Below are 25,835 nucleotides of genomic sequence, written 5' to 3' on the forward strand. Positions count from 1 at the left end.
TCGGGCAGAAAATGCATTCGCCGGCCAGCCGGCTCCTACAGGTTGTTGCAGGAGCCGGCAGGCCGGCGAATCGGGGGATCAGCGCTGCACGACGCGCAGTTTGTTCTGCTCTTTGGGCAGGACCCGCTTGGCCACCACGTAATGGTTGTCCCAATAGGGTTTCTTCAGGGTATCGATAGTCACCGACTTGCCGCGTCGCGGGGCGTGGATAAAGCGGTCGTTGCCCAGGTAGATGGCGACGTGGTTGACCTTGCGGCTCTTGATATTGAAGAACAGCAAGTCGCCGGGCTTGAGATCCTTGCGCTCGACCTTCTGCCCGTGGCCGGCAGCCATGGCATTGGAGGTGCGTGGCAGATCGACGGCGGCAACGTCATTGAAGGCGTATTTCACCAGGCCGCTGCAATCGAAACCCTTGCTCGGGCTGCTACCGCCCCAGCGATAGGGCGTGCCCAGGGCGTTGACGGCGCGGCTGAGCACGTTGCTGCTCTGCTTGGCAGCCATCTGCGGCACCAGTTTGCTGTTGTCGGCCTTGACCAGATGGGTAGAGTGCCGGGTGGCAAGCTTGTTCTTGGCGCTGACCGTAGAAACATGAGGTTTCGGGGTGTAGCCATTAACATTGGGAAGTCGTTGCTCACGGTTGGTGGCGTGGGCGGCCAGTGGCATTAATAGGCAAATGGTTAGCCATGTCTTGAAAAATGGACGCATTAGGCAAGGCTCATATGGGTTAGCGCGCAACTTTATAACAGCTTTCAGGTCAGTTCCGAGGCCGTTTGTCGATTCAACCTTGGGGTCAACTTCGGCAAAGAGGTGGCAACTTGACGCAGAAAATCGTCAGAAGTCAGGCAGTACAAGGGTTTCACGGGAGAGACGGTAGCACTGGCCACATGCTTGAAGCTCGTAAAAAAGTCACAAAGTTTTCAAGAATATTTATCTATCACCTGCAAAGAGGCACTGAATGAACGGCTATCGTCAGGATGCATCGACCCACGACACCCATAGCAAGGTGATCGGTTATCTGTTGTGGATTTTCGGTTTTACCGGCGCCCACCGCTTCTATTACGGCAAGCCGGTGACTGGAACGCTGTGGTTCTTCACCTTTGGCCTGCTGGGTATCGGCTGGCTGATCGACCTGTTCCTGATCCCGTCGATGGATCGCGAGGCGGACCTGCGTTTCACCTCTGGTCCCCTGGAATACAGCGTGGCCTGGATACTCCTGACCTTCCTCGGGGTGTTCGGCGTACACCGCATGTACCAGGGCAAATGGCTGAGCGGGGTGCTCTACCTGTTCACCGGTGGCCTGTTCTTCCTGGGGGTGCTGTACGACTTCTGGACCCTGAACGATCAGGTCTCGCTGGAAAACGCCAAGCGTCGCTGACCCATAGAGCCGGCCCCACGTAGGAGCCGGCTCGCTGGCAAGCACAGGCGCTGCGGACCTCAGCCCTGGTAGCTGATATGCCCGTCCACCAGGGTGTAGCGCACCGCGCCCGGCAGGCTATGGCCGAGGAACGGGCAGTTCTCGCCCTTGGACAGCCAGCGTTCGCCGGCCACGGTGGAGCTGGCCGGGTCGAACAGCACCAGGTCTGCCGCGCCGCCCACTGCCAACTGGCCCGCTGGCAGGCGCAAGGCCGTGGCCGGGCCGGCGCTCAGGCGTGCCAGCAGGGTTGGCAGGTCCAGCAGGCCGTCCTGCACCAGGGTCAGGGCCAGGGGCAGCAACAGCTCGACGCTGCTGATGCCCGGCTCGGTAGCACCGAATGGCGCCAGCTTGGCATCCCGCTCATGGGGCTGGTGATGGCTGGAAATGGCTTGCACCACCCCGGACTTCAACGCCTCGCGCAGCGCATCGCGGTCGGCCCGCGAGCGCAGCGGCGGCTGCACGTGGTACAGGCTGGAGAAGTCGATCAGCGCCTCGTCGGTGAGAATCAGCTGATACAACGCTACATCGGCGGTCACCGGCAGGCCGCGGGCCTGGGCCTGGGCGATCAGTTCCACACCGCGGGCGCTGGTCAGCTGGCTGAAGTGCGCACGCACGCCGCTTTGCTCCACCAGCAGCAGGTCCCGGGCCAGGGCCACGGTTTCCGCGCTTTCCGGAATCCCCGGCAGGCCGAGGAAGCTCGCCGTGGCGCCTTCGTGGGCCAGGCCGCCTTCGGCCAGGTCGCGGTCCTGGGAGTGGAAGATCACCGTCAGGTCGAAGGTGGCGGCGTATTCCAGGGCGCGGCACAGGGTGCGGGTGCTGCGAAAACCTTCCAGGCCATTGCCGAAGGCCACGCAACCGGCGTCACGCAGCGCGATCAGCTCGGCCAGTTGCTCACCTTCCAGGCCCTTGCTCAGGGCGCCGATGGGGAACACCTTGCTGTTGCCGGCTTCGCGGGCGCGGTCGAGGATCAGCTCGGCCACGGCCGAGGTGTCCAGCACCGGCTTGGTGCGTGGCGGGCAGCACAGGCTGGTGACGCCACCGGCGGCGGCGGCGCGGGTTTCGCTGGCGATGCTGCCCTTGCGGCTGTAGCCCGGCTCGCGCAGGGCGACGCTCAGGTCCACCAGGCCGGGCGCGGCCACCAGGCCCTTGGCGTCGATCTGGGTCACGGCGTTGTAGCCGGCCGGGGCGGCGCCAATGGCAACGATCTTGCCGGCCTCCAGGTGCAGGTCGGTGGTTTGATCCAGGCCGCTGCTCGGGTCGATGACGCGGGCGCCGAGAATGCTGAGTTTCAAAGGGCGTTCTCCTGCTCGAATTGTCGCTGGGCGGTCTGCCCGCTCATGGCCATGGACAGTACGGCCATGCGCACTGCAATGCCGTAGGTCACCTGATTGAGGATCACCGAATGCGGACCGTCGGCCACCGCCGATTCGATCTCCACGCCGCGGTTGATCGGGCCCGGGTGCATGACAATGGCGTCGGGCTTGGCCCCGGCCAGGCGCGCGGTGGTCAGGCCGAACAGGCGGTAGAACTCGCCTTCACTGGGCAGCAGGCCGCCCTGCATGCGCTCGCGCTGCAGGCGCAGCATGATCACCACGTCGACATCCTTCAGGCCTTCGGTCATGTCGGTGTAGACCTTGACCCCGTACTGCTCGATACCGATCGGCAGCAGGGTTTTCGGCGCGATCACGCGGATGTCCGGGCAGCCCAGGGTCTTCAGTGCCAGCATGTTCGAGCGCGCCACCCGCGAGTGCAGGATGTCGCCGACTATGGCCACCGAGAGGTTCTCGAAACCGCCCTTGTGCCGGCGGATGGTCAGCATGTCGAGCATGCCCTGGGTCGGGTGGGCGTGACGGCCGTCGCCGCCGTTGATGATCGCCACCTGCGGGCACACGTGCTCGGCAATGAAATGCGCGGCACCGGAGTCGCCGTGGCGTACCACGAACATGTCGGCGGCCATGGCTTCGAGGTTGCGCAGGGTGTCCAGCAGGGTTTCACCCTTGCTCGCCGAGGAGGTCGAGACATTCAGGGTGATCACGTCCGCCGACAGGCGCTGGGCCGCCAGTTCGAAGGTGGTACGGGTGCGGGTGGAGTTCTCGAAGAACACGTTGCACACGGTCTTGCCCCGCAGCAGCGGGACTTTCTTCACCGCCCGGGCGCCCACTTCGAGGAAGGAGTCGGCGGTGTCGAGGATTTCCGTCAGCAGCTCGCGGTCAAGGCCGTCGAGGGACAGGAAGTGGCGCAGCTGGCCCTGATCGTTGAGCTGCAGCGGGCGCTTGGCGTCTAGAGGCGTCATCGCAATGGACTCTTAAAAGGGCGAGTTAGAGGGCGAGGTCTTGGAGCTCGAGTTGAAGCGGCGCAGGACCGGACAATTTTACCCGCTCGTGGGCGGCCAGCGACAGAGTCGCACCCACCACATTCGGCCGGATCGGCAATTCGGCGGCGTTCAGGTCCAGCAGGCAGACCAGGGTCACGCTGGCCGGGCGGCCATAGTCGAACAGCTCGTTGAGGGCGGCGCGGATGGTCCGGCCGCTCATCAGCACGTCGTCGATCAGCACCAGGTGCTGGCCTTCGATCTCGAACGGCAGCTCCGAAGGGCGCACTTGCGGGTGCAGGCCATTCTGGCTGAAGTCGTCGCGGTAGAAAGACACGTCCAGGGTGCCCAGGGGCGCGTCGCTGCCCAGGGCTTCCAGCAGGGCCTGGGCCACCCAGACGCCACCGGTGCGGATACCGATGAAGCGCGGCTCGCTGATGGTGCGCCGGGTCAGGTGGGCATTGAGATCAGCGGCCATCTGGCTGATCAGGGCGGCGGGATTGGGCAGACTCATGGTGGCTCCTTCGTGGACTCGCGCCGCCCTGGCGGGCAGAGGGGCGCGCGGGTGTTGGGCCAGGAGGCGCACGGCCCCGGGGCCATGCACCTTCAGGATTCGGGTCTTTCAGTGGTTCAGCAGTGTGGGGTTTTCATCCAGCCAGCCTTGCAGCAGCAGGGCGGCGGCGATGGCGTCTACCGGGTTGTCGCGGTAACTGCCTTTTTGCCCACCGCGGGCCAGGCGTTCGCCCTTGGCCTCGAAGGTGGTCAGGCGTTCATCGTGGGTATAGAAGGGCACATTGAAACGGCCGTTCAGGCGCCGGGCGAATTTTTCCGCACGGGCGCACATTTCGCTGGGGCTGCCGTCCATGTTCAGCGGCAGGCCCACCACCACGGCGTCGGGTTGCCATTCCTTGAACAGGGCCTCGACCTGGTTCCAGTCGGGCACGCCATTCTGTGCTTTCAGGGTGCACAGCTCGCGAGCCTGGCCGGTGATGGCCTGGCCCACGGCAACGCCGATCTGCTTGGTGCCGTAGTCAAAGCCGAGGATCAGTCGCAAGGCCATCAGGCGTGGCCCGCCTGGCTGGTGAGCAGGCTGAGGTTGACCCCCAGGTGCTTGGCCGCGGCTTCCAGGCGCAATTCGCTGCTGGTGTTGAACAGAATGTCGGCGTCGAAGGGGCAGGTCAGCCAGGCGTTGTCCGCCAGCTCGGCTTCCAACTGCCCGGCTTCCCAGCCAGCGTAGCCCAGGGCGATCAGGCTCTTGGCCGGGCCCACGCCATCGGCGATGGCGAACAGCACATCCTGTGAAGTGGACAGCGACAGCCCTTCAAGCTCCACCGTGGCCTGGTAGACCGGGCCGGTGGGGTGCAGGACGAAGCCGCGATCGGTCTGCACCGGGCCACCGCTGAAGATCGGCACATGCTGGCACAGCAGCGGCGCCTCTTCATCGGGGCGCAATTGCTCGAGGATATCGGCCAGGCTGAGGTCCTGCGGCCGGTTGATCACCAGGCCCATGGCGCCATGGGCGTTGTGCTCCACCAGGTAGGTCAAGGTCTGGGCAAAGTTCGGGTCGGCCATATGCGGCATGGCGATCAGGAAGTGATGCTTGAGGTAGCTGGGGCTGACATTTTTCATGAGCGCTAGTGTGGCGGTGGCGGGCCCGGCTGACAAGCGCCACCCTGCGCGGGAACTGGCTTGCCTGGGTGGCGGGCCCATTCGCCAGCAAGCTGGCTCCTACAGAGGCGTCTGGAGCGTAGGAGCTGGCTTGCCAGCGAATGGGGGCTGGAGACGTGCGCCGGTCTGGTGGGCCTCTTCGCCGGGGGGGGGTGTGGCGTGAAGGGGGCGTTCAGGCCCTGGGGTCAGTTGCTGGACAGCTTGTCGCCCCGGGCAAAGCGCCAGGTGCGAATGATTTCCAGGCGGTCGATATCCGACAAGTCACCGGTAAAGGGCGCAAACGGCGCGGCCAGGCGCACGATGCGCTGGGCCGCCTGGTCCAGCAGCGGCTGGCCGGACGATTCCAGCACCAGCACCTCATACAGGGAGCCGTCGCGGTTGATCGAGACCATCAGCCGCAAGTTGCCGTAGATCTGCTTGCGCCGGGCTTCCTCGGGGTAGTTGAGGTTGCCGATGCGCTCGACCTTCTTGCGCCATTCGTCCTTATACCAGGCACCCTTGTCGCGCATGGTGGAAGCGGCGCTCAGGCGGTGGATGCGCGGGCGCTTGGCGTACAGCTGCTGTTCGTTGGCCAGCTCGGCCTCCAGGCTGGAGATCTCACTGGACAGCTGCGAGCTGTCGAAACTCGGGGTGTCGGCCTTGGGTGTCGGGTCTTTCTTGACCTCTTCGCGCTGGGTCACGGTCTTCTTCGGCTTGGGCGCGGTAGTGGCCACGGCGGCCTTGGGTGCGGCTTCCTTGACCTCTGGCTTGACCGAGGGCGGCGGCACCACCTTCTTCACCCTGTTGTCCTGGAACGGCGCCACTTCGGTGGTCTTGGGAATCGCCTTCTTGTCCAGGGTGCCGCTGCCTTCCTGGTGCTCCTGGGCGAGGAAATCGGCCTTCTTCGGCTTGGTCTCGCTCTTGAAGGTGGCCAGGGTGATTTCCAGGGTCTTGCTGATCTGTTGCGGTTCGGCGAAGGAAAAGCTCAGGCCGAGGATCAGCGCCAGGTGCAGCAGCGCCGCCAGGAACAGGGTAAAACCCAGGCGATCGGCCGCACGCACGCCGCTATGGGCAAGCTCTGGGGGCAGATCGGACGGAAGGCTCATTGGCGGTTCGACATCACGGCAGGCATCACACAACCAACATCAGGTTTCACGGGCGGCGCATGATAACCCAATGTTGGTTTCAAGCCTCGAGTGCAAAGTTGCAAGCGACAAGCTGCAAGTGACGTGCGTCAAGCTTGCGGCTTGTTGCTGGCGGCTTGCAGCTTGCTCTCGATGGCATCCATCAGCAGTACGCCGATGCGGGTGCCGAAGGCGTTGTCGATCTCGCGGATGCAGGTGGGGCTGGTGACGTTGATTTCCGTCAGGTGCTCGCCGATCACGTCGAGGCCGACGAACAGCAGGCCCTTGGCCCGCAGGGTCGGGCCGACCTGGGCGGCAATCCAGCGGTCCTTGTCGCTCAGGGGCCGGGCTTCGCCACGCCCTCCGGCGGCCAGGTTGCCACGGGTTTCGCCGGCCGCGGGGATGCGCGCCAGGCAATAGGGCACTGGCTCGCCGTCGATCATCAGGATGCGCTTGTCGCCGTCCTTGATCGCCGGCAGGTAGGCCTGGGCCATGATCTGCTGGCTGCCCAGGGCGGTCAGGGTTTCCAGGATCACCGAGAGGTTCGGATCGCCGGCGCGGTGGCGGAAGATCGAGGTGCCGCCCATGCCGTCCAGGGGCTTGAGGATCACGTCGCCATGTTCGGCGGCGAACTCGCGCAGCACGTCGGCGCGGCGGCTGACCACCGTCGGCGGGGTGCACTGGGGAAACAGCGTGGCGAACAGCTTTTCATTGCAGTCGCGCAGGCTCTGGGGCTTGTTGACCACCAGCACCCCGGCGCTCTCGGCCTGTTCCAGCAGGTAGGTGGAGTAGACGAACTCCATGTCGAAGGGCGGGTCCTTGCGCATCAGGATCACGTCCAGGTCGCTCAGGGGGCAGTCGACCTCGGCTTCCAGCTCGAACCATTTTTCCGGGTTGGCGAACACCTGCAGCGGACGCATGCGCGCCCGGGCCACGCCGGCGCCCTGATACAGGTCGCGCTGCTCCATATAGAAGAGGGACCAGCCGCGCTCCTGGGCGGCCAGCAGCATGGCCAGCGAGCTGTCCTTCTTGTAGGAGATGCTGGCGATGGGGTCCATGACAATCCCGAGGCGAACGCTCATGGGTGGATTCCTTCAGATAAGTAGTCGGCGCAAGGCCGTGCAAGGCGAAAAAAAGTGGCGTCAGAGTGGCGCTGACAGGGGCCTGGGTCAAGGAAAAACCACTGCCTGGCGTGGTCCATAGATTGCAGGGGCGAGAGTGTGCTAAAAAGGCTCGCATGCCGGCCCAGGCCTTGAAGTTCAAGGGTTCTAGGGGTTGTCCGGCGCTATCGGGGCAAATCATTCGCTGGGGCGATGGCAGAGCAGATATGGAACAGCATTCCAACGCCTTGAAGGTGATGGTGATCGACGACTCGAAGACCATCCGGCGCACCGCCGAGATGCTGCTCAAGAGCGTCGGTTGCGAAGTCATCACCGCCGTCGACGGTTTCGAGGCCCTGTCGAAGATCGTCGACCATCATCCCGGAATCATTTTCGTCGACATCATGATGCCGCGGCTCGATGGCTATCAGACCTGCGCGCTGGTGAAGAACCACAGCGCGTTCAAGTCCATTCCAGTGATCATGCTGTCGTCCAAGGACGGACTGTTCGACAAGGCCAAGGGGCGCATCGTCGGTTCCGACCAGTTTTTGACCAAGCCCTTCAGCAAGGAAGAACTGCTGAGCGCGATCAAGGCCCATGTCCCGGACTTTGTCGCGCTGGCGCCACAGTAGACACGCACAGCGGCGCCCGGCCAGCAGGCCGCGCGCTTATACCGTATGGGGAAGACCATGGCTCGTATCCTGATCGTCGATGACTCGCCGACCGAAATGTACAAACTCACCGGCATGCTGGAAAAGCACGGCCATGAAGTGCTCAAGGCGGAAAATGGCGCCGACGGCGTGGCCCTGGCCCGGGAAGAAAAGCCCGACGCGGTACTGATGGACATCGTCATGCCCGGCCTCAACGGCTTCCAGGCCACCCGCCAACTGACCAAGGACGCCGAGACCAGCCATATCCCGGTGATCATCATCACCACCAAGGATCAGGAAACCGACAAGGTCTGGGGCACCCGCCAGGGCGCCAAGGACTACCTCACCAAGCCGGTGGACGAAGAAACCCTGATCAAGACCCTGAACAACGTCCTGGCCGGCTGACCGCCGCGCCATGAGTGAGTCCCGGACCGCCTTCGAACTGCTGCTGGACATCGATCAGCGCTGCCGCCTGCTGGCCGCCGACCTGCCGTCCCAGGAAACCCGCCAGCACGGCTGGAGCGGCATCGGCTTCCGCCTGGGCGAGCACTGGTACGTGGCCGCCATGGGCGAGATCAGCGAAGTGCTGCACGAGCCGCGCTACACCCTGCTGCCCGGGGTCAGGCCCTGGGTCAAGGGCGTGGCCAACCTGCGCGGGCGGCTGTTGCCGATCATGGACCTGTGCGCCTTCTTCGGCCGCGAGCTGTCGCCCCTGCGCAAGCAGCGGCGGGTGCTGGTGGTGGAATACAAGGAGCTGTTCGCCGGCCTGCTGGTGGACGAGGTGGCGGGCCTGCAGCACTTTTCCCAGGACAGCCTGGAGCCCGGCCCGACCGATTGCGCCGACCCGGCGATCAATCCCTACCTGCAGGGGCAGTTTCGCGGTGATCAGCTGTGGCAGGTCTTCAGTCCCTTCGCCCTGGCCCGTTCGCCGGGGTTCCTGGAGGTGGCGGCGTGAGCGGTTGCCGCCGCCGTCCATGCCTCCTATCAAGGGAAACCTGTGTTTTCCCGGATCAACCCATGCTGCCCCGGCGCTGCCCGCGCTCCGGGCACCTGAACGCGGGATTCAACGCCCGCCACAGGCCTGATCGATGACCAAAGCCAAAACCGGCAAGCCCCTGGAAGGCTCCCGCAGTCGTTCGCAGATCATCGTGCTGTTCATCGCATTGATCGTGTTCATCATGCTGCTGTTCGCCAACTTCGCTTACCTCAACACCCAGGCCACCTACGACAAGCAGTACATCGGCCATGCCGGCGAGCTGCGGGTGCTGTCCCAGCGCATTGCCAAGAACGCCACCGAGGCGGCGGCGGGCAAGGCCGCGGCGTTCAAGCTGCTCGGCGATGCGCGCAACGATTTCGCCCAGCGCTGGGGTTACCTGAAGAAGGGCGACCCAGGCACCGGCCTGCCGGGTGCGCCGGTGGTGCTGCGCGAGGAAATGCGCGCGGTGCAGCTGGATTGGGAAAAACTGCTGAAGAACACCGACGCCATCCTGGCCAGCGAACAGACGGTGCTGTCGCTGCATCAGGTGGCCGCGACCCTGGCCGAAACCGTGCCGCAGTTGCAGGTGGAATACGAGAAGGTGGTGGAGATCCTGTTGCAGCGTGGTGCTCCGGCCGGCCAGGTGGCCATGGCCCAGCGCCAGTCGCTGCTGGCCGAGCGGATTCTCGGTGCGGTCAACACGGTGCTGGCCGGCGACGAGAACGCCGTGCAGGCCGCCGATGCCTTTGGCCGCGATGCCGCGCGCTTTGGCCAGGTGCTCAACGGCATGCTGCAGGGCAACCCGGGGTTGAAGATCAGCCAGGTCGAGGACCCGGACGCCCGCGCCCGCCTGGGTGAAATCTCCGAGCTGTTCGAGTTCGTTTCCGGTTCCGTGGACGAAATCCTCGAAACCTCCCCCGAGCTGTTCCAGGTTCGCGAGTCGGCGAGCAATATCTTCAGCCTGTCGCAGACCCTGCTGGACGAGGCCTCGCGCCTGGCCATCGGCTTCGAGAACCTGGCCGGCAGCCGCAAGCTGGACACCATCGGCGGTTATGTCCTGGGCCTCTTGGCCCTGGCCTCGATCATCCTCATCGGCCTGGTGATGGTGCGCGAGACCAACCGCCAGCTGCGCGAGACCGCGGAAAAGAACGAGCGCAACCAGAACGCGATCATGCGCCTGCTGGATGAAATCGAAGACCTGGCCGACGGCGACCTCACGGTCACCGCCTCGGTGACCGAGGACTTCACCGGCACCATCGCCGACTCCATCAACTATTCCGTCGACCAGTTGCGCGACCTGGTGGCCACCATCAACCTCACGGCGGGCCAGGTGGCCGGCGCGGTGCAGGAAACCCAGGCCACGGCCATGCAACTGGCGGAAGCCTCGGAGCATCAGGCCCAGCAGATTTCCGAAGCCTCCACGGCGATCAATGAAATGGCCCAGTCCATCGACCAGGTGTCGGCCAACGCCGCGGAATCCTCGGCAGTGGCCGAGCGTTCGGTGGAAATCGCCAACAAGGGCAACGAGGTGGTGCACAACACCATCCACGGCATGGACAACATTCGCGAGCAGATCCAGGACACCGCCAAGCGCATCAAGCGCCTGGGCGAGTCTTCCCAGGAAATCGGCGACATCGTCAGCCTGATCGACGACATTGCCGATCAGACCAATATCCTCGCCCTTAACGCGGCGATCCAGGCTTCCATGGCCGGTGATGCCGGGCGCGGTTTCGCCGTGGTGGCCGACGAGGTGCAGCGTCTGGCCGAGCGCTCCTCGGCGGCCACGCGGCAGATCGAGACCCTGGTGCGGGCGATCCAGACCGACACCAACGAGGCGGTGATCTCCATGGAGCAGACCACCACCGAAGTGGTGCGTGGCGCGCGCCTGGCCCAGGATGCCGGGGTGGCCCTGGAGGAAATCGAAGGCGTGTCCAAGACCCTGGCGGCGCTGATCCAGAGCATTTCCAATGCGGCCCAGCAGCAGACGTCCTCGGCCGGGCAGATTTCCCTGACCATGAACGTGATCCAGCAGATCACCTCGCAGACCTCCTCCGGCTCCACCGCGACCGCCGAGAGCATTGGCAACCTGGCGAAGATGGCCAGCCAGCTACGCCGCTCGGTGTCCGGCTTCACCCTGCCGGCCACCCGGGGCCCGGCCCCGAATGACAACCGCTGACGCGCAGAAGGTTTTGACTGGAGTGGCTATGGTTGACCGGCATGACTATGTGGCCCTGGAATGGGTCAAGGGCGAAATTGCCGAAACCCTGAGGCAGGCCTACCAGGCGCTGGAGCATCTGGCGGACGATCCCCAGGCCCTGGACGCCATCGACCAGTGCCTGGAAGGCATCCACCTGGTGCACGGCAGCCTGCAGATGGTCGAGTTCTACGGCGCGGCGCTGCTGGCCGAAGAAATGGAAAAACTCGCCCTGGCCCTGCAACAACAGCGCGTGGCCCAGCGCGACGAAGCCCTGCGCCTGCTGCGCCAGGCCATCGGCCAATTGCCCCAGTACCTGGACCGGGTGCAGAGCGCCCGCCGCGACCTGCCGCTGGTGGTGCTGCCGCTGCTCAACGACCTGCGCAGTGCCCGGGGCGAAAGCCTGCTGTCGGAAACCAGCCTGTTCAGCCCGCAACTGCCGCGCCTGCCGGCGCTGTCCGACAAGGCCCTGGCAGCCCTCGAACCCCTGGAATTCCCGACTCAGATGCGCAAGCTGCGGCACATGTTGCAGAGCGCCCTGGTGGACCTGCTGCGCGAGCAGGACGACAGCACCAGCCTGGGCCATATGGCCAAGGTCTTCGAGCGCCTGGAAGCGCTGTGCCAGGACGCGCCGCTGGCGCCCTTGTGGCATATCGCCTCGGCCCTGGTGGAAGGCATGCGCCAGGACGTCATCGCCAACAGCCCGGCGGTGCGCAGCCTGCTCAAGGACGCCGACAAGGAGCTCAAGCGCCTGCTGGAACAGGGCATGCCGGGCATCAACCAGCCAGCGCCCGACGAATTGCTCAAGAGCCTGCTGTTCTACATCGCCAAGGCGCGCCATCCCACCCCATTGATGCTGACCATGAAAGAACGATACGGACTGGATGACGCCTTGCCCGACAGCGCGGTGGTCGATGAAGAGCGGGCACGCCTGGCCGGCCCCGACCGCGATGCCATGCGCTCGGTGCTGGCGGCGCTGTGCGATGGCCTGGTACGGGTCAAGGAGCGCCTGGACCTGTTCGTGCGCAGCGATCGCCAGCACACCGGCGACCTGGACAGCCTGCTCTCGCCCCTGCGACAGATCGCCGACACCCTGGCGGTGCTGGGTTTCGGCCAGCCGCGCAAGGTGATCATCGACCAGCTGGCGGTGGTCCAGAGCCTGGCCCAGGGCCAGCGTGCGCCGGACGATGCAGTGCTGATGGATGTGGCCGGGGCGCTGCTGTATGTGGAGGCGACCCTGTCCGGGATGGTCGGCACCGCCGAGCCGGAAAGCCGCGAGGACAGCCGCCTGCCCACCACCGACCTGACCCAGATCCACCAGTTGGTGATCCAGGAGGCGCGAGTCTGCCTGCAACAGGCCAAGGACCTGATCAGCGAATACATCGAGGCCGGCTGGGAGCGCGAGCAACTGGTCGCATTGCCGGAGCTGCTGACCCAGGTTCGCGGGGCCCTGGCGATGATCCCGCTGCCCCGGGCGGCGAGCCTGCTGCAAGCCTGCAACCAGTTCATCGGCGAACGCCTGCTGGCACCTCTGCCGCGGCCGGGTTGGCGGCAGATGGACAGCCTGGCGGATGTGCTCAGCAGCCTGGAGTACTACCTGGAACGCCTCAGCGAAGACCCCCTGGCACCGGGAGAGAAGATCCTCGACATGGCCCAGCAGGGGCTTGCCGACCTGGGTTATGTCGCCCAGGAGCCGGTATCGCCGGCACCTGCCCCGCAGCTATCGCTCGCGCCCGAGCCGCCCGTCGAGGACTCGCAATCCCTGGCGCAAGTGCTGGCGCTGCCGCTGTCGGCCCTCAACCCGCCGGCCCTGATCACCCCGGACAGCCTGCTGCCACCGCCGCTGGACGAGGCCCCGGTGGACGACGAGCTGCGCGAGGTGTTCCTCGAGGAAACCGAGGAAGTGCTGGACATGCTCCGCGAGTACCTGCCGCGCTGGACCGCCGAGCCCCAGGGCAAGTCGGCCCTGAGCGAGCTGCGCCGGGCCTTCCACACCCTCAAGGGCAGTGGGCGTATGGTTCGCGCCCTGGTGTTGGGGGAGTTGGCCTGGGCCGTGGAAAACCTGCTCAACCGGGTGCTGGAGCACAGCGTTGCTCCCAGTGCCGAAGTCCGCCAACTGGTGGCCGACACCCTGGCGCTGTTGCCGGAGCTGATTGCCGAGTTCGCCGCCCAGGCCCAGCGCCAGCGCGACGATGTCGATCGCCTGGCGGCCCGCGCCCACGCCCTGGCCAAGGGCACCGAGGAAGTCGTCGGCGCGGCACCGCAAGAGGCGGCCCTGGACCCGCAGTTGCTGGAGATCTTCCGCGCCGAAGCCCAGACCCACCTGGACAGCATCAACCGTTTTCTCGATCAGGCCGCCGAGCAGGTGCCGCTGCAGGCCAGCGATGAACTGCAACGGGCGCTGCATACCCTCAAGGGCAGCGCCTCCATGGCCGGGGTGCTGCCGATCGCCGAACTGGCTGGCCCCTTCGACCAGCTGGCCCGGGAATACCGCGCGCACCAGATTCCCCTGGACCTGGATGAAGTGGAGCTGCTGCTGGAAGCCGAAGGCCTGCTGCGCCGAGGCCTGCGCCAGCTCGACAGCGCCCCGCTGGCGCCGATCGACGGTGCCCGGGGCCTGGCCGGACGCGCCCTGGCCCTGCTTGGTGAACGCCTGCAAAGCCTGCTCGACGCCGCCGACAGCGCGCCTCGGGCCAAGCGCGATCCGCAACTGATCAACAACTTCCTGGCCCAGGGCATGGACATTCTGCTGGACGCCGAAAGCCTGCTGCGGCGCTGGCAGCAGCATCCCGGCGAACGCCAGGAACTCAGTGCGCTGCTGGACGAGCTGACCACCCTGGGCGAAGGCGCGCACCTGGCCGACCTGCACCCGGTGGATGAACTGTGCGAAGCCCTGCTCGACCTCTATGGCGCGGTGGAGGAGAGCAGCCTGGCGGTCAGCGAGCGTTTCTTCGATGAAGCCGAAAGCGCCCATGAAGCCTTGCTCAACATGCTCGATGAACTGGCCGCCGGCCAGGAAGTCAGCCCGCGTGCGGATCGGCTGCAGGCCCTGCGCGAACTGCTCGACGACGCGCTGGACCCTTCCGCCACGGGGCTGATCAAGAGCGATGGCAGTCGCACCCTGAGCATCAGCGAGCTGGGAGCTGCTACCGCGCGCCTGGAGCAGGCGCCAACGCCACTGGCGGCGGACGATGAAATCGTCGAGATCTTCCTCGAAGAAGCGGTGGATATCCTCGACAGTGCCGACCAGGCCCTGCAGCGCTGGCTGGCCGACCCTGAAGGCATCGCGCCGTTGTCGTCGCTGCAACGGGACATGCACACCCTCAAGGGCGGCGCGCGGATGGCCGAAGTGGCGCCGGTGGCCGAGCTGGCCCATGAGCTGGAATCGTTGTACGAGGGCCTGGTGGACCGGCGCTACAGCCACAGCCAGCACCTGGGCCTGCTGTTGCGCAGCAGCCATGAACAACTGGCGTTGCTGCTGGAGCAATTGCAGGGGCAACGGCCACTGGACGATTCCCGGGCCCAGGTCGAGGCCGTTCGCGCCTATCGGCAGCAGGCCGCGAGCCCCACGGAGGCCGCTGAAAATGCCCCGCCGCCAGACAGCTCGGCCCAGGACCCGGAGCTGTTGGAGATTTTCCTCGAAGAAGGTTTCGACATCATCGACAGCTCCGCCGCGGCCCTGGGCCGCTGGCAGGCCGACCCCCAGGCGCGCCAGGAGGTGGAGACGCTGCTGCGCGACCTGCACACCCTCAAGGGTGGTGCGCGGATGGTGGAGATCGCCGCCATCGGCGACCTGGCCCATGAGCTGGAGTTTCTCTTCGAAGGCTTGTCCGCCGGGCTGCTGCAACCCAGCCCGGCGCTGTTCACTCTGTTGCAGAAGAGCCACGACCGCCTGGCACAGATGCTCGACGCGGCGCGGGCCGGGCAACCCATCGAGCCGGCGCAGAAACTGCTCGAGGCCATCCACGACCTGAGCCATCCCCGGGTGCCGTCCACGCCTGCCGTCGAGGCGCCGGTGCCAGCGGCCAAGCCCGAGCTGGCGGCACCTGCGGTGGAAGCTGCGGTTGCCGCGGACATGGTCAAGGTGTCGGCGGAACTGCTGGACGACCTGGTGAATCTGGCCGGCGAGACCTCGATCTTCCGTGGCCGTATCGAGCAGCAGGTCAACGATGCGCGAACCGCCCTGGGCGAGATGGAAACCACCATCGAACGCATGCGCGACCAACTGCGCCGGCTGGATACCGAAACCCAGGGGCGGATTCTCAGCCGCCAGCAGGTGGAGGCCGAGCGCCTGGGCTACGAAGAGTTCGACCCCCTGGAAATGGACCGCCATTCCCAGCTGCAGCAGCTGTCCCGGGCCTTGTTCGAATCCGCCTCGGACCTGCTGGATCTCAAGGAAACCCTCGACCGGCGCAACCATGACGCCGAGAACCTGTTGCAGCAGCAGGGGCGGATCAACACCGAATTGCAGGAAGGCCTGATGCGCACCCGCATGGTGCCGTTCGAACGCATGGTGCCCAGGCTCAAGCGCATCGTCCGCCAGGTGGCCGAAGAGCTGGGCAAGGACGTGGAGTTCGTGGTCGGCAACGCCGAAGGGGAAATGGACCGCAGCGTGCTCGAACGCATGGTCGCGCCCCTGGAGCACATGCTGCGCAATGCCGTGGACCACGGCCTGGAACCCGCCGAGGCACGCCGTGCGGCGGGCAAGCCGGCCCAGGGACGGATCAGCCTGGACCTGTCCCGCGAGGGTGGCGATATCATTTTCGACATGCGTGACGACGGCGCCGGGGTGCCCCTGGAGGCCGTGCGCAACAAGGCCATCAAGCGCGGCCTGCTGGACCCGCAAGCCCAGCTCAGCGACCGCGAGGTGCTGCAGTTCATCATGCAGCCGGGGTTCTCCACCGCCGAGAAGATCACCCAGATTTCCGGGCGCGGGGTGGGCATGGACGTGGTCCATGAAGAGGTGCGCCAGCTGGGCGGCAGCATGAGCATCGACTCGGTGCCCGGGCGTGGGGTGCACTTCCGCATTCGCCTGCCGTTTACCGTTTCGGTCAACCGGGCGTTGATGGTGCAGTGCGCCGACGAGCAATACGCGATTCCGCTGAACACCGTGGAAGGCATAGTCCGGGTGCTGCCCGGGGAACTGGACGGCTACTACCAGCTCGACCCGCCACGCTATGAATACGCCGGCCAGTGTTATCAGCTGTGCTACCTCGGCGAGCTGCTGCACACCGTGCCGCGGCCGAAACTGCTGGGCCAGGTGCAGCCCTTGCCGGTGCTGCTGGTGCACTGCAACGAGCAGCGCATCGCGGTGCAGGTGGACGTCACGGCGGGCACCCGGGAAATCGTGGTCAAGAGCCTGGGGCCGCAGTTCGCGGCGGTGCAGGGGCTGTCCGGGGCGACCATCCTCGGCGACGGCCGGGTGGTGCTGATTCTCGATCTGTTGGCGCATATCCGCGCCCAGCAGGCCCTGGTGCCGGTGGCGCAACGGGCCGGGGACGAGCCGGTGGGCGAGGTTGAACCGGCACGGCCGTTGTTGGTGCTGGTGGTGGACGACTCGGTCACCGTACGCAAGGTCACCAGTCGCCTGCTGGAACGTCACGGCATGAACGTGCTCACCGCCAAGGACGGGGTCGATGCCATGGCGCTGCTGGCCGAGCACACCCCGGACCTGATGCTGCTGGATATCGAGATGCCGCGCATGGACGGTTTCGAAGTGGCGATCCAGGTGCGTAACGACCCGCGCCTGCAGCACTTGCCGATCATCATGATCACTTCCCGCACCGGGCAGAAACACCGCGACCGGGCCATGGCCATTGGCGTCAACGACTACCTTGGCAAGCCTTATCAAGAGTCGGTGCTGCTGGAAAGCATCGCCCTGTGGAGCAAGACCCATGCTTGACCACCGCGCAAGCAGCCTGACCGGGCTGCTGTTGCCCCTGGCCGACCGGACCCTGATCCTGCCCAATGTGGCGGTGGCGGAACTGATCGATTACCAGCAGGGTGCCTTCGACCTGGATTCACCGCCCTGGTACCTGGGCCGGGTGCGTTGGCGCGAGCGGCAGATAGCGCTGATCAGTTTCGAATCGGCCTGCGGGCAACGGACGGTGATCGGCGAGCGGGCGCGGATCGTCGTGCTCAATGCCCTGGGCGGGCGTCCGGAGCTGAAGTTCATCGCCCTGCTGGTGCAGGGCATTCCCCGTTCCTGCAAGCTCGACAGCCAACTGAGCTATGTCGACGTGCCCCTGGCCGCTCTGGAGCAAGCCGCGGTGCAGGTGGCCGAGCAGGTGGCCAAGGTGCCGGACCTGCTGGCGCTGGAAGAGTTGCTGGTGGGCGCGGGCCTGGCTCTCTAGCAACCCTCGCCGATCTCACGGCACACGTAGGAGCTGGCTTGCCAGCGAAAGCGTCCCTGAGCCTGGTGCAAGGCTTGCGGGCCTCTTCACCGGCCAGCCGGCGCCTACAACAGCGCCTGGGTATTGCCCATCAAGCCTTGTGCAACCTGTCGCGCACTTCCATCAGGGCGTAGCCCAACAGATTCAGGCCGCGCCATTTCTCCGGCTGTTCGGCCTTGACGTCGTCGGCGGCCAGGCCGATGCCCCAGATCCGATCCACCGGGCTGGCTTCCACCAGCACCTGGTCGCGGGTCGAGAGCAGGTACTCGCCCAGGGCCTGATGCTGGCTGAACTTGGCCAGGTTGCCGCGCACCACGATAGCCATGCGTTCCTCGCTCCAGCGCGCGTCATCGAAGCCGCGCACCTCGCGGCCCAGCTGCTTGACGTCGGCGGGCGCCACGGCCTTGATGATCCGTGCGTGGGTCTGCTGGTCATCGAACAGCAGGGCCTTGCCGGCCATCATGTAGTGCTCGGCGGTGGGGTAGTGAATGCCATCGATCTCGAAGCCAGTGTCGAACCACTGGCTGAAGCAACTGGCTGAAATACGCCCGTCGCGGGTTGGCTGGTGGCCCCAGAACATCAGGTAATCGGGCTTCAGGCCGCGCTTGATCTGCTCCAGCAGCGCCTGGTTCGAGCGAATCGGTGTGTCCATGCTGACTCTCATGCGTGTATGCCCCGGCCATTGAGCGGCCGGTCCGGTGGGCATTGTGTACCGGGAGCAGGGCGGGCTGCCATGGTTGTGAGAAGTCCGGGTTCGGCGGGTGACATTGATAAGTCTAAAAAAGGGACCTATCGTTCCTTTTTTGGGACCTTTCGAGATCAATATGCCCAGCCATGCCCTGAGCCAGGTGTTCTTCACCGCCACCCAGCAAAAGATCCTCGGGCTGCTTTTCGGCAAGCCGGAGCAGAGTTTCTACACCAATGAAATTGCCCGTTGGGCGCAGGTGGGCAAGGGCAGCCTGTTGCGTGAACTGGAGCGCATGCAAGGAGCGGGCATCTTGCTGATGAACCGCCAGGGCAATCAGACGCACTATCAGGTCAATCCGCAGTGCCCGATCTACCACGAGCTGCTGAGCATAGTGCGCAAGACCCTGGGCCTCGCCGAGCCGCTGCGCGATGCGCTGTTGCCATTTGCCGAGCAGTTGGCCTGGGCCTTTGTCTATGGCTCGGTGGCCAGGGGGCAGGCCCACGCATCCAGTGACATTGATCTGATGTTGATTGGTCGGGGGCTGCACTACAGTGACCTGATGGAACGGCTACTGCCTCTGGAAGAGCAGCTTGGCCGGCCCATCAACCCGACCCTGTACACCCCCGAAGAGTGGTCCGCCAAGCACGGTGCCGGGAACAGCTTTGTGCAGCGGGTCAGGCAGCAGGAGAAGTTCACCCTGATGGGGAGCGATCCCCTGGAGTCCACGGATGGACGGACAACTGAGGCTGGAGAACCTGTTACGTAGCGGGGCCCTCAAGGTCGAGCCCCATGATGCTCAGGAGTGCGCAGGGCTGATGCGCTCGGCGACCGCGCGTCTGGCGGATGCCCGCATACCCCGGCTGTCGTTCGCCAGTCGTTTCGACCTTGCCCACAACGCGGCCCATGGGCTTGCGCTCTGCGCCTTGCGCCTGCGGGGGTATCGCTCGCAGCAGCGTTACCTGGTGTTCCAGTGCCTGGAATTGACTGCCGGCTTGAGCCGGCTGCAAGTGCGCCTGTTCGCCCTGTGTCACGAGCGCCGCAACCTGGCGGAATACGAAGGCTACATGGAGGAAGACGAAGCATTGTTCGATGAGCTGCTGGCCAATACCCAGCACCTGCTGCAGCAGGTCATGGCGCGCTTGTAGCCGCTCGATCATTACGCTCAGCGTAACTGTCCGCCATCGGGCTTGATTGATGGCCCCGGGTTTCACTCCTATGGTGAGCGCCACGACAGCGAACCCGTGGAGCGAGCATGACAACAACAATATCCCCCGAGCCGCGCTGGTCGCGGCGGCGTGGCGAAAAGCAGCGCCGCCTCGAGCAGGTGCGGGCCATCGCCGATGGTGTGGTGTTGCCCAGCGACCAGATAGTCCAGGCCCTGGAAGCCCTGATCCTGCCCGGCGACCGGGTGGTGCTGGAGGGCAACAACCAGAAACAAGCGGACTTCCTCTCCCGCTCCCTGGCCAAGGCCGACCCGGCCAAGCTGCATGACCTGCACATGATCATGCCCAGCGTCGGCCGCGCCGAGCACCTGGACCTGTTCGAACGCGGCATCGCCCGCAAGCTCGACTTTTCCTTCGCCGGCACCCAGAGCCTGCGCATCAGCCAGTTGCTGGAAGACGGGTTGCTGGAAGTCGGCGCCATCCATACCTACATCGAACTCTATGCGCGGCTGGTGGTGGACCTGATCCCCAATGTGGTGCTCAGTGCCGGCTTCATGGCCGACCGCGCCGGCAACATCTACACCGGCCCGAGCACCGAGGACACCCCGGCGCTGATCGAGCCGGCGGCCTTCAGCGACGGCATTGTCATCGTCCAGGTCAACCAGCTGGTGGACGATGTCAGCGAGCTGCCCAGGGTGGATATCCCGGCGTCCTGGGTGGACTTCGTGGTGGTGGCCGACAAGCCGTTCTATATCGAGCCGCTGTTCACCCGCGATCCGCGGCATATCAAGCCGGTGCATGTGCTGATGGCGATGATGGCGATCCGCGGCATCTACGAAAAACACAATGTGCAGTCGCTGAACCACGGTATCGGCTTCAACACCGCGGCCATCGAGCTGATCCTGCCCACCTACGGCGAATCCCTGGGGCTCAAGGGCAAGATCTGCCGCAACTGGACCCTCAACCCCCATCCGACCCTGATTCCGGCCATCGAAAGCGGCTGGGTGCAAAGCGTGCATTGCTTCGGCACCGAACTGGGCATGGAGCACTACATCGCTGCGCGCCCGGACGTGTTCTTCACCGGCCGCGACGGCTCCCTGCGCTCCAACCGGATGTTCTGCCAACTGGCCGGGCAGTACGCGGTGGACCTGTTTATCGGCGCCACCTTGCAGGTGGACGGCGATGGCCATTCCTCCACCGTGACCCGTGGCCGCCTGGCCGGTTTCGGCGGCGCGCCGAACATGGGCCACGACCCCCGTGGGCGGCGCCACGGCACCCCGGCCTGGCTGGACATGCGCCTAGACCCGAGCGATGCGCCAGAGGCCATGCTCGAGCGCGGCAAGAAGCTGGTGGTGCAGATGGTGGAAACCTTCCAGGAAGGCGGCAAACCGACCTTCGTCGACACCCTCGATGCGGTGGAGGTGGCGCGCAACAGCGGCATGCCCCTGGCGCCGATCATGATCTACGGCGACGACGTCACCCACCTGCTCACCGAGGAGGGCATCGCCTACCTGTACAAGGCCCGTTCCCTGGAGGAGCGCCGAGCGATGATCGCCGCGGTGGCCGGGGTCACCGCCATCGGCCTGCGGCACAACCCCAAGGACACCGCACGCATGCGCCGCGAGGGCCTGATTGCCCTGCCGGAAGACCTGGGCATCCGTCGCACCGATGCCAGTCGCGAGCTGCTGGCGGCGAAAAGCGTCGCCGATCTGGTGCAGTGGTCCGGCGGCCTGTACCACCCGCCCGCCAAGTTCAGGAGCTGGTAATGCACGCACTCAACCTGCAATCACCTTCCCTGAGCCTGGCCGAGCAATTGGCGGACCTGGCGGTGGACGCCTTGATCGACGAGGCCGACCTCTCACCCAAGCCGGCCCTGGTGGACCGTCGTGGCAACGGCGCCCATAGCGACCTGCACCTGGGCCTGATGCACGCCTCGGCACTGGCCCTGTGGCCGGCGTTCAAGGAAATGGCCGAAGCGGCCCTGGCGCTCGGCGCAGTCGGCCTGCCCCTGCGCGAGGCCCTGGGGCGCATCGGTCGCGAGGGCGAACAGGCCATGCTGGCCACCACCGGCGGGGTCAATACCCATCGCGGGGCGATCTGGGCCCTGGGCCTGTTGGTGGCGGCTGCCGCCCTGGAGCCTCGATCCAGAAGTGCCGAAAGTGTTGCACTGCGGGCCGCGCGCCTGGCCCTGCTGGACGACCGTTACGCGCCACGTCCCCTCAGCCACGGCGCCCAGGTGGCACTGCGCTACGGCGTGCACGGCGCCCGCGAAGAGGCGCAGCAGGGCTTTCCCGCCGTGTTGCAGCGGGGGCTGCCGCAGCTCAAGCGCAGCCGGGCCCGGGGCCATGGCGAGCAGAACGCCCGGCTCGATGCGCTGCTGGCGATCATGAGCCGGCTGGCGGACACCTGCGTGCTCTATCGCGCTGGCGAAGCGGGCCTGGTGGCCATGCAGCAGGGCGCCCAGGCGGTGCTCGATGCTGGCGGCAGCGCCAGCCTGGCCGGTCGTCGCCGCCTGCATGAGCTGGACCTGCAACTGTTGAGCCTGAACGCCTCGCCCGGCGGCGCCGCCGACCTGCTGGCGGCCAGCCTGCTGCTGGACCGGATCGAATCCGGCGAAACCTCTACCCAGGGAGCCTTCTGATGGAAACATTGAATTTTCAATTCCCCGCCGGCCAGCCCGGTCGTGGGCGGGCGCTGGTGGGCTGTGTGGGTTCCGGCGACCTGGAAGTACTGCTGGAACCGGCCGCGGCCGGCCAACTGACGATCCGGGTCAAGACCTCGGTGAATGGCAGCGCGGCCCGTTGGCAGCACCTGTTCGAGCGCATGTTCGACGGCCAGACGCCGCCGGCCTTGCTGATCGATATCCATGATTTCGGCGCCACCCCCGGGGTGGTGCGCCTGCGCCTGGAACAGGGCTTCGAGGAGATCGGCCATGACTGACAGCACGGCGTTGTTGAACACCCAGAGTTTCGTCGAGCTGGGCGCCCGGCAGCGGGCCCGAGCCTTGCTGGATGCCGGCAGCTTTCGCGAGTTGCTCGACCCTTTCCAACGGCTGATGTCGCCCTGGCTGGAGCGTCAGGGCGTGGTGCCCCAGGCCGATGACGGGGTGGTGATCGCCAAGGGCAGCATGGATGGCCTGCCGGTGGTGATCGCCGCCATCGAAGGTGCGTTCCAGGGCGGCAGCCTGGGAGAAGTGGGCGGGGCGAAGATCGCCGGCGCCCTGGAGCTGGCCGCCGAGGATAACCGCCAGGGCATCCCGACCCGCGCCGTGCTGTTGCTGGAAACCGGCGGCGTGCGCTTGCAGGAAGCCAACCTGGGGCTGGCGGCGATTGCCGACATTCACGCGGCCATAGTCGACCTGCGCCAGTACCAGCCGGTGATCGGCCTGGTGGCCGGCAGCGTGGGCTGCTTTGGCGGCATGTCGATCGCCGCCGGGTTGTGCAGCTACCTGCTGGTGACCCAGGAAGCGCGCCTGGGGCTCAACGGCCCGCAGGTGATCGAACAGGAAGCCGGGATCGAGGAGTACGACTCCCGCGACCGGCCCTTTATCTGGAGCCTGAGCGGCGGCGAACAGCGCTTTGCCAGTGAACTGGCGGACCGTTATGTGGCCGACGATGTGGCGCAGATCCGGGCCCAGCTCCGCGAGCTCTTGGCCCTGGGCCTGCCCGAACGACAACGCAGCCGCGAGGCCGAAAGGTTCCTGGAGCGCCTGGCGCGGCTGGATACCGGGCCGCAAATCGACGCGGCGACCGTTCGCGATCTGTATCAAGGAGACCGTCCATGAGTGCGAGTTCCCCAAGGGGCCTGAACTGGTTCAACGCCTTGAGCAACGGTGCCGCCACCGTGACCGGCCTGCCGCCTTCGCTGAAGGTTGCCGATGGCCAGTTGGACGCTCAACCGGTGCGCTTTATCGCCGTGGTCAGTGATCCGCAAAACCGCTTCCCTCGTGCCCGCCAAGGGGAAGTCGGCCTGCTGGAAGGTTGGGGCCTGGCCAAGGCCGTGGACGAATTGATCGATGCCGACCGCGAGCAACCCCACAAGCGGGCACTGATCGCCCTGGTGGATGTACCGAGCCAGGCCTATGGCCGCCGCGAAGAGGCCCTGGGCATTCACCAGGCCCTGGCCGCGGCCGCCGACAGCTACGCCCGGGCACGCCTGGCCGGGCATCCGGTGATTGCCCTGCTGGTGGGCAAGGCCATGTCCGGGGCCTTCCTGGCCCACGGTTATCAGGCCAACCGGCTGATCGCCCTGCGCGACCCGGGGGTGATGGTGCATGCCATGGGCAAGGCTTCGGCGGCGCGGGTGACCCTGCGCAGTGTCGAGGAACTCGAAGCCCTGGCCGCCAGCGTGCCGCCCATGGCCTATGACATCGACAGCTATGCCGGCCTTGGCCTGCTCTGGGAAACCTTGTCGGTGCAGCAGATCGAGCAGCCGACGGCGCAGGACCTGGCTGCGGTGCGCCAGTGCCTGCTGGCGGCGATTGCCGATGTGCGCGCCACGGGCGTCGATCTGGGCAGCCGCCTGGGGGCGCCGAACCGTGCGGCGTCGAGCCGAGTGCGGCAATTGCTGCGGGAGCAGTGGTGAGCGCCCGCGGCCCCTGGCTGCCCCACGACCTGCTGTGGGGCATGGACCCGGCGCAGTTGCCGGCCGATGCGCCGCACTGGGCCCGTGAGGTGCTGGAGGCCGGCCAGCCGGTGGTGGTGCGCCGCGCCCTGACGGCGCCAGGGTTGATTGCCGTGGGGCTACGCGGGGCGACTCGGGAGCAGCGTTATGCAGCGTTGCTGGAGTTGCACCGGGTGCAGCGCGGGGTCCGTCCCGAAGACCTGTGCCGGGTGCCCGTGGCGCAGCCTTGGCCGGCGCTGCGGGCCTTGCAGCAACTGCGTGACGAACTGGACGCCACGGGGCTGGTCTGGGGCGTCAGTGGCAGCGCCGGCTATGAGTTGGCCTCGGGGGTTGGCGCGCTGCATCAAGGCAGCGACCTGGACCTGATACTGCGCACTCCCGAAGCCTTTTCCCGGGCGCGGGCCCGGGCGTTGCTGGCGCGGCTGGAGCGCGCCGACTGTGCGGTGGATATGCAATTGCAAGTGCCGGCCGGCGCCCTGGCGCTGCGCGAATGGGCCGGGGCAGCACCCCGGGTGCTGCTCAAGAGCGCCAGTGGCGCATGCCTGGTGGACGATCCCTGGGGTGTTCTGGAGTCTGTGGCATGAGCAGCCTGCTGGTGTTTCCGGGCCAGGGCGCGCAGCAGCCGGGCATGCTTCAGCGCCTGCCGCAGAGCCCCGAGGCGCTGGCCTGCCTGCAAGAGGCCGGCGAGGTGCTGGGAGAAAACGTGCTGGCCTTGGATACGCCGCAGGCCCTGGCCGACACCCGGGCGGTGCAACTGTGCCTGCTGATCGCCGGGGTGGCCTGTGCGCGGACCCTGCTGCAAGGCGAAACCTTGCGCGCGGACTGTGTGGCGGGGCTGTCCATTGGGGCTTATCCGGCAGCGGTGGTGGCCGGGGCCTTGTCATTTGCCGATGCCCTGCGCCTGGTGAGCCTGCGTGGCGAGTTGATGCAGCAGGCCTATCCCCAGGGCTATGGCATGACCGCGCTGATCGGCCTGGAACTGGCCCAGGTGGAGCGGTTGCTGGCCCAGGTCCACAGCCCGCAGAGCCCGGTGTACCTGGCCAATATCAATGCCGACAACCAGGTGGTGATCGCCGGCAGCGATGCCGCCATGCAGGCCGTGGCCGAGCTGGCCCGGGGTTGCGGGGTGGGCGTGGCCAGGCGCCTGGCTGTCAGCGTGCCGTCCCACTGCCCGTTGCTGGAGCAACCGGCCCAGGCCCTGGCCGCGGCCTTTGCCCAGGTACCCCTGCAACTGCCCAGGCTCGGCTACCTGAGCGGCAGCCGGGCGCGGCCGATACGTTCACTGGAAGCGCTGCGTGATGACCTGGCGTTCAACATGTGCCGGGTCGTGGACTGGCGCGGCACTGTGCAGAGCGCCTACGAGCGTGGGGTGCGCCTGCAGATCGAACTGCCTCCCGGCGCCGTGCTCAGCGGCCTGGCGCGCCGGGTGTTCGAACAGGGTTCGGTGATCGCCTTCGACGGCGCGCGCCTGGACACCTTGCAGGCGCTGTTGCGAGAGGAGGAACGCCGCGACCGATAGAGCACCGACTCAGGCTGACGAAGCACAAGAACAA

The 25,835-nt window shown here is 66.2% G+C and carries 25 protein-coding genes; 16 read left to right on the forward strand and 9 right to left on the reverse strand.

Annotated features, from left to right (window positions below; all coding sequences use genetic code 11):
• Positions 1-78: 78 nt before the first annotated feature.
• Entirely contained in the window at positions 79-705 is a 627-nt protein-coding gene (locus tag J4P02_RS04660; protein ID WP_426188240.1) for a C40 family peptidase, read from the reverse strand.
• 250 nt (positions 706-955) lie between these two features.
• On the opposite strand from J4P02_RS04660, the gene J4P02_RS04665 reads away from it, so the two are divergent.
• Positions 956-1,375: an NINE protein gene (locus J4P02_RS04665; protein ID WP_426188242.1), complete on the forward strand. Its 420-nt coding sequence runs from the start codon at positions 956-958 to the stop codon at positions 1,373-1,375.
• A 59-nt stretch (positions 1,376-1,434) separates the two neighbouring features.
• On the opposite strand, the gene J4P02_RS04670 is transcribed toward J4P02_RS04665, so the two are convergent.
• From J4P02_RS04670 to gshB, 7 genes are all read right to left on the reverse strand, one after another.
• Positions 1,435-2,706 (reverse strand): dihydroorotase, encoded by a 1,272-nt coding sequence (locus J4P02_RS04670; RefSeq protein ID WP_426188244.1) that lies wholly within the window; start codon positions 2,704-2,706, stop codon positions 1,435-1,437.
• Positions 2,703-3,707, reverse strand: coding sequence for an aspartate carbamoyltransferase catalytic subunit (locus tag J4P02_RS04675; protein ID WP_426188246.1), 1,005 nt, complete (start codon positions 3,705-3,707; stop codon positions 2,703-2,705). The genes J4P02_RS04670 and J4P02_RS04675 overlap by 4 nt, the downstream gene beginning before the upstream one ends.
• 25 nt (positions 3,708-3,732) lie before the next feature.
• Positions 3,733-4,239 carry a bifunctional pyr operon transcriptional regulator/uracil phosphoribosyltransferase PyrR gene (gene pyrR, locus J4P02_RS04680; protein ID WP_426188248.1) on the reverse strand — a complete coding sequence of 169 codons (507 nt, stop codon included), beginning with the start codon at positions 4,237-4,239 and terminating at the stop codon, positions 3,733-3,735.
• Positions 4,240-4,347: 108 nt separating this feature from the next.
• Entirely contained in the window at positions 4,348-4,785 is a 438-nt protein-coding gene (gene ruvX / locus J4P02_RS04685; protein ID WP_426188250.1) for a Holliday junction resolvase RuvX, read from the reverse strand.
• Complete coding sequence (locus J4P02_RS04690) at positions 4,785-5,354, reverse strand: YqgE/AlgH family protein (protein WP_426188252.1); 570 nt, start codon at positions 5,352-5,354, stop codon at positions 4,785-4,787. The genes ruvX and J4P02_RS04690 overlap by 1 nt, the downstream gene beginning before the upstream one ends.
• Before the next feature lie 224 nt (positions 5,355-5,578).
• The gene (locus J4P02_RS04695; protein ID WP_426188254.1) at positions 5,579-6,478 is read right to left on the reverse strand and encodes a TonB family protein; all 900 of its coding nucleotides are present in this window, start codon (positions 6,476-6,478) and stop codon (positions 5,579-5,581) included.
• 128 nt (positions 6,479-6,606) lie between these two features.
• Positions 6,607-7,578 (reverse strand): glutathione synthase, encoded by a 972-nt coding sequence (gene gshB, locus J4P02_RS04700; protein WP_426188256.1) that lies wholly within the window; start codon positions 7,576-7,578, stop codon positions 6,607-6,609.
• A 245-nt stretch (positions 7,579-7,823) separates the two neighbouring features.
• Here gshB and pilG point away from each other — a divergent pair, with 245 nt between their 5' ends.
• The 6 genes from pilG (at position 7,824) to J4P02_RS04730 (ending at position 17,769) form a co-directional block, all read left to right on the forward strand.
• Positions 7,824-8,228 (forward strand): twitching motility response regulator PilG, encoded by a 405-nt coding sequence (gene pilG, locus J4P02_RS04705; RefSeq protein WP_426188258.1) that lies wholly within the window; start codon positions 7,824-7,826, stop codon positions 8,226-8,228.
• A 57-nt stretch (positions 8,229-8,285) separates the two neighbouring features.
• A complete protein-coding gene (pilH, locus tag J4P02_RS04710; RefSeq protein WP_011064000.1) occupies positions 8,286-8,651 on the forward strand; it encodes a twitching motility response regulator PilH in 366 nt (121 codons plus the stop codon).
• A 10-nt stretch (positions 8,652-8,661) separates the two neighbouring features.
• Positions 8,662-9,201 carry a chemotaxis protein CheW gene (locus J4P02_RS04715; protein WP_426188261.1) on the forward strand — a complete coding sequence of 180 codons (540 nt, stop codon included), beginning with the start codon at positions 8,662-8,664 and terminating at the stop codon, positions 9,199-9,201.
• A 133-nt stretch (positions 9,202-9,334) separates the two neighbouring features.
• Complete coding sequence (locus J4P02_RS04720; protein ID WP_426188263.1) at positions 9,335-11,398, forward strand: methyl-accepting chemotaxis protein; 2,064 nt, start codon at positions 9,335-9,337, stop codon at positions 11,396-11,398.
• Positions 11,399-11,426: 28 nt separating this feature from the next.
• Entirely contained in the window at positions 11,427-17,318 is a 5,892-nt protein-coding gene (locus J4P02_RS04725; RefSeq protein ID WP_426188265.1) for an Hpt domain-containing protein, read from the forward strand.
• Positions 17,311-17,769, forward strand: a complete 459-nt coding sequence (locus J4P02_RS04730; RefSeq protein WP_426188267.1) for a chemotaxis protein CheW — start codon at positions 17,311-17,313, stop codon at positions 17,767-17,769. The genes J4P02_RS04725 and J4P02_RS04730 overlap by 8 nt, the downstream gene beginning before the upstream one ends.
• Positions 17,770-17,899: 130 nt before the next feature.
• On the opposite strand, the gene J4P02_RS04735 is transcribed toward J4P02_RS04730, so the two are convergent.
• Positions 17,900-18,460, reverse strand: a complete 561-nt coding sequence (locus tag J4P02_RS04735; RefSeq protein ID WP_426188269.1) for an NADAR family protein — start codon at positions 18,458-18,460, stop codon at positions 17,900-17,902.
• Positions 18,461-18,632: 172 nt separating this feature from the next.
• Here J4P02_RS04735 and J4P02_RS04740 point away from each other — a divergent pair, with 172 nt between their 5' ends.
• The 9 genes from J4P02_RS04740 (at position 18,633) to mdcH (ending at position 25,801) form a co-directional block, all read left to right on the forward strand.
• Entirely contained in the window at positions 18,633-19,262 is a 630-nt protein-coding gene (locus J4P02_RS04740; protein ID WP_426188271.1) for a nucleotidyltransferase domain-containing protein, read from the forward strand.
• Entirely contained in the window at positions 19,225-19,641 is a 417-nt protein-coding gene (locus J4P02_RS04745) for a hypothetical protein (RefSeq protein ID WP_426188273.1), read from the forward strand. The genes J4P02_RS04740 and J4P02_RS04745 overlap by 38 nt, the downstream gene beginning before the upstream one ends.
• Before the next feature lie 107 nt (positions 19,642-19,748).
• Positions 19,749-21,425 carry a malonate decarboxylase subunit alpha gene (gene mdcA / locus J4P02_RS04750; RefSeq protein WP_426188275.1) on the forward strand — a complete coding sequence of 559 codons (1,677 nt, stop codon included), beginning with the start codon at positions 19,749-19,751 and terminating at the stop codon, positions 21,423-21,425.
• Positions 21,425-22,300: a triphosphoribosyl-dephospho-CoA synthase gene (locus J4P02_RS04755; RefSeq protein ID WP_426188277.1), complete on the forward strand. Its 876-nt coding sequence runs from the start codon at positions 21,425-21,427 to the stop codon at positions 22,298-22,300. Before mdcA ends, J4P02_RS04755 begins: the two co-directional genes overlap by 1 nt.
• The gene (locus tag J4P02_RS04760; RefSeq protein ID WP_426188279.1) at positions 22,300-22,599 is read left to right on the forward strand and encodes a malonate decarboxylase subunit delta; all 300 of its coding nucleotides are present in this window, start codon (positions 22,300-22,302) and stop codon (positions 22,597-22,599) included. The genes J4P02_RS04755 and J4P02_RS04760 overlap by 1 nt, the downstream gene beginning before the upstream one ends.
• Positions 22,592-23,443 (forward strand): biotin-independent malonate decarboxylase subunit beta, encoded by an 852-nt coding sequence (locus J4P02_RS04765; protein WP_426188281.1) that lies wholly within the window; start codon positions 22,592-22,594, stop codon positions 23,441-23,443. The genes J4P02_RS04760 and J4P02_RS04765 overlap by 8 nt, the downstream gene beginning before the upstream one ends.
• Positions 23,440-24,243 (forward strand): biotin-independent malonate decarboxylase subunit gamma, encoded by an 804-nt coding sequence (mdcE, locus tag J4P02_RS04770; protein WP_426188283.1) that lies wholly within the window; start codon positions 23,440-23,442, stop codon positions 24,241-24,243. The genes J4P02_RS04765 and mdcE overlap by 4 nt, the downstream gene beginning before the upstream one ends.
• Positions 24,240-24,866 (forward strand): malonate decarboxylase holo-ACP synthase, encoded by a 627-nt coding sequence (locus tag J4P02_RS04775; RefSeq protein ID WP_426188285.1) that lies wholly within the window; start codon positions 24,240-24,242, stop codon positions 24,864-24,866. The genes mdcE and J4P02_RS04775 overlap by 4 nt, the downstream gene beginning before the upstream one ends.
• Positions 24,863-25,801: a malonate decarboxylase subunit epsilon gene (gene mdcH, locus J4P02_RS04780; RefSeq protein ID WP_426188287.1), complete on the forward strand. Its 939-nt coding sequence runs from the start codon at positions 24,863-24,865 to the stop codon at positions 25,799-25,801. The genes J4P02_RS04775 and mdcH overlap by 4 nt, the downstream gene beginning before the upstream one ends.
• Positions 25,802-25,835 lie beyond the last annotated feature (34 nt).

Origin of the sequence: Pseudomonas sp. NFXW11 (assembly GCF_049887815.1) — a bacterium.
GTDB lineage: Bacteria > Pseudomonadota > Gammaproteobacteria > Pseudomonadales > Pseudomonadaceae > Aquipseudomonas.

Bases quoted from the DNA above. Each gene is read 5' to 3' on its own strand.
- J4P02_RS04695 (WP_426188254.1), bottom strand. From the start codon at position 6,478: ATGAGCCTTCCGTCCGATCTGCCCCCAGAGCTTGCCCATAGCGGCGTG.
- J4P02_RS04755 (WP_426188277.1), top strand. From the start codon at position 21,425: ATGCACGCACTCAACCTGCAATCACCTTCCCTGAGCCTGGCCGAGCAA.
- pilH (WP_011064000.1), top strand. From the start codon at position 8,286: ATGGCTCGTATCCTGATCGTCGATGACTCGCCGACCGAAATGTACAAA.
- mdcA (WP_426188275.1), top strand. From the start codon at position 19,749: ATGACAACAACAATATCCCCCGAGCCGCGCTGGTCGCGGCGGCGTGGC.
- gshB (WP_426188256.1), bottom strand. From the start codon at position 7,578: ATGAGCGTTCGCCTCGGGATTGTCATGGACCCCATCGCCAGCATCTCC.
- mdcE (WP_426188283.1), top strand. From the start codon at position 23,440: ATGAGTGCGAGTTCCCCAAGGGGCCTGAACTGGTTCAACGCCTTGAGC.
- J4P02_RS04745 (WP_426188273.1), top strand. From the start codon at position 19,225: ATGGACGGACAACTGAGGCTGGAGAACCTGTTACGTAGCGGGGCCCTC.
- pilG (WP_426188258.1), top strand. From the start codon at position 7,824: ATGGAACAGCATTCCAACGCCTTGAAGGTGATGGTGATCGACGACTCG.
- J4P02_RS04715 (WP_426188261.1), top strand. From the start codon at position 8,662: ATGAGTGAGTCCCGGACCGCCTTCGAACTGCTGCTGGACATCGATCAG.
- mdcH (WP_426188287.1), top strand. From the start codon at position 24,863: ATGAGCAGCCTGCTGGTGTTTCCGGGCCAGGGCGCGCAGCAGCCGGGC.
- J4P02_RS04675 (WP_426188246.1), bottom strand. From the start codon at position 3,707: ATGACGCCTCTAGACGCCAAGCGCCCGCTGCAGCTCAACGATCAGGGC.
- J4P02_RS04665 (WP_426188242.1), top strand. From the start codon at position 956: ATGAACGGCTATCGTCAGGATGCATCGACCCACGACACCCATAGCAAG.
- J4P02_RS04690 (WP_426188252.1), bottom strand. From the start codon at position 5,354: ATGAAAAATGTCAGCCCCAGCTACCTCAAGCATCACTTCCTGATCGCC.
- J4P02_RS04725 (WP_426188265.1), top strand. From the start codon at position 11,427: ATGGTTGACCGGCATGACTATGTGGCCCTGGAATGGGTCAAGGGCGAA.
- J4P02_RS04720 (WP_426188263.1), top strand. From the start codon at position 9,335: ATGACCAAAGCCAAAACCGGCAAGCCCCTGGAAGGCTCCCGCAGTCGT.
- J4P02_RS04765 (WP_426188281.1), top strand. From the start codon at position 22,592: ATGACTGACAGCACGGCGTTGTTGAACACCCAGAGTTTCGTCGAGCTG.
- J4P02_RS04735 (WP_426188269.1), bottom strand. From the start codon at position 18,460: ATGGACACACCGATTCGCTCGAACCAGGCGCTGCTGGAGCAGATCAAG.
- pyrR (WP_426188248.1), bottom strand. From the start codon at position 4,239: ATGAGTCTGCCCAATCCCGCCGCCCTGATCAGCCAGATGGCCGCTGAT.
- J4P02_RS04740 (WP_426188271.1), top strand. From the start codon at position 18,633: ATGCCCAGCCATGCCCTGAGCCAGGTGTTCTTCACCGCCACCCAGCAA.
- J4P02_RS04730 (WP_426188267.1), top strand. From the start codon at position 17,311: ATGCTTGACCACCGCGCAAGCAGCCTGACCGGGCTGCTGTTGCCCCTG.
- J4P02_RS04660 (WP_426188240.1), bottom strand. From the start codon at position 705: ATGCGTCCATTTTTCAAGACATGGCTAACCATTTGCCTATTAATGCCA.
- J4P02_RS04760 (WP_426188279.1), top strand. From the start codon at position 22,300: ATGGAAACATTGAATTTTCAATTCCCCGCCGGCCAGCCCGGTCGTGGG.
- ruvX (WP_426188250.1), bottom strand. From the start codon at position 4,785: ATGGCCTTGCGACTGATCCTCGGCTTTGACTACGGCACCAAGCAGATC.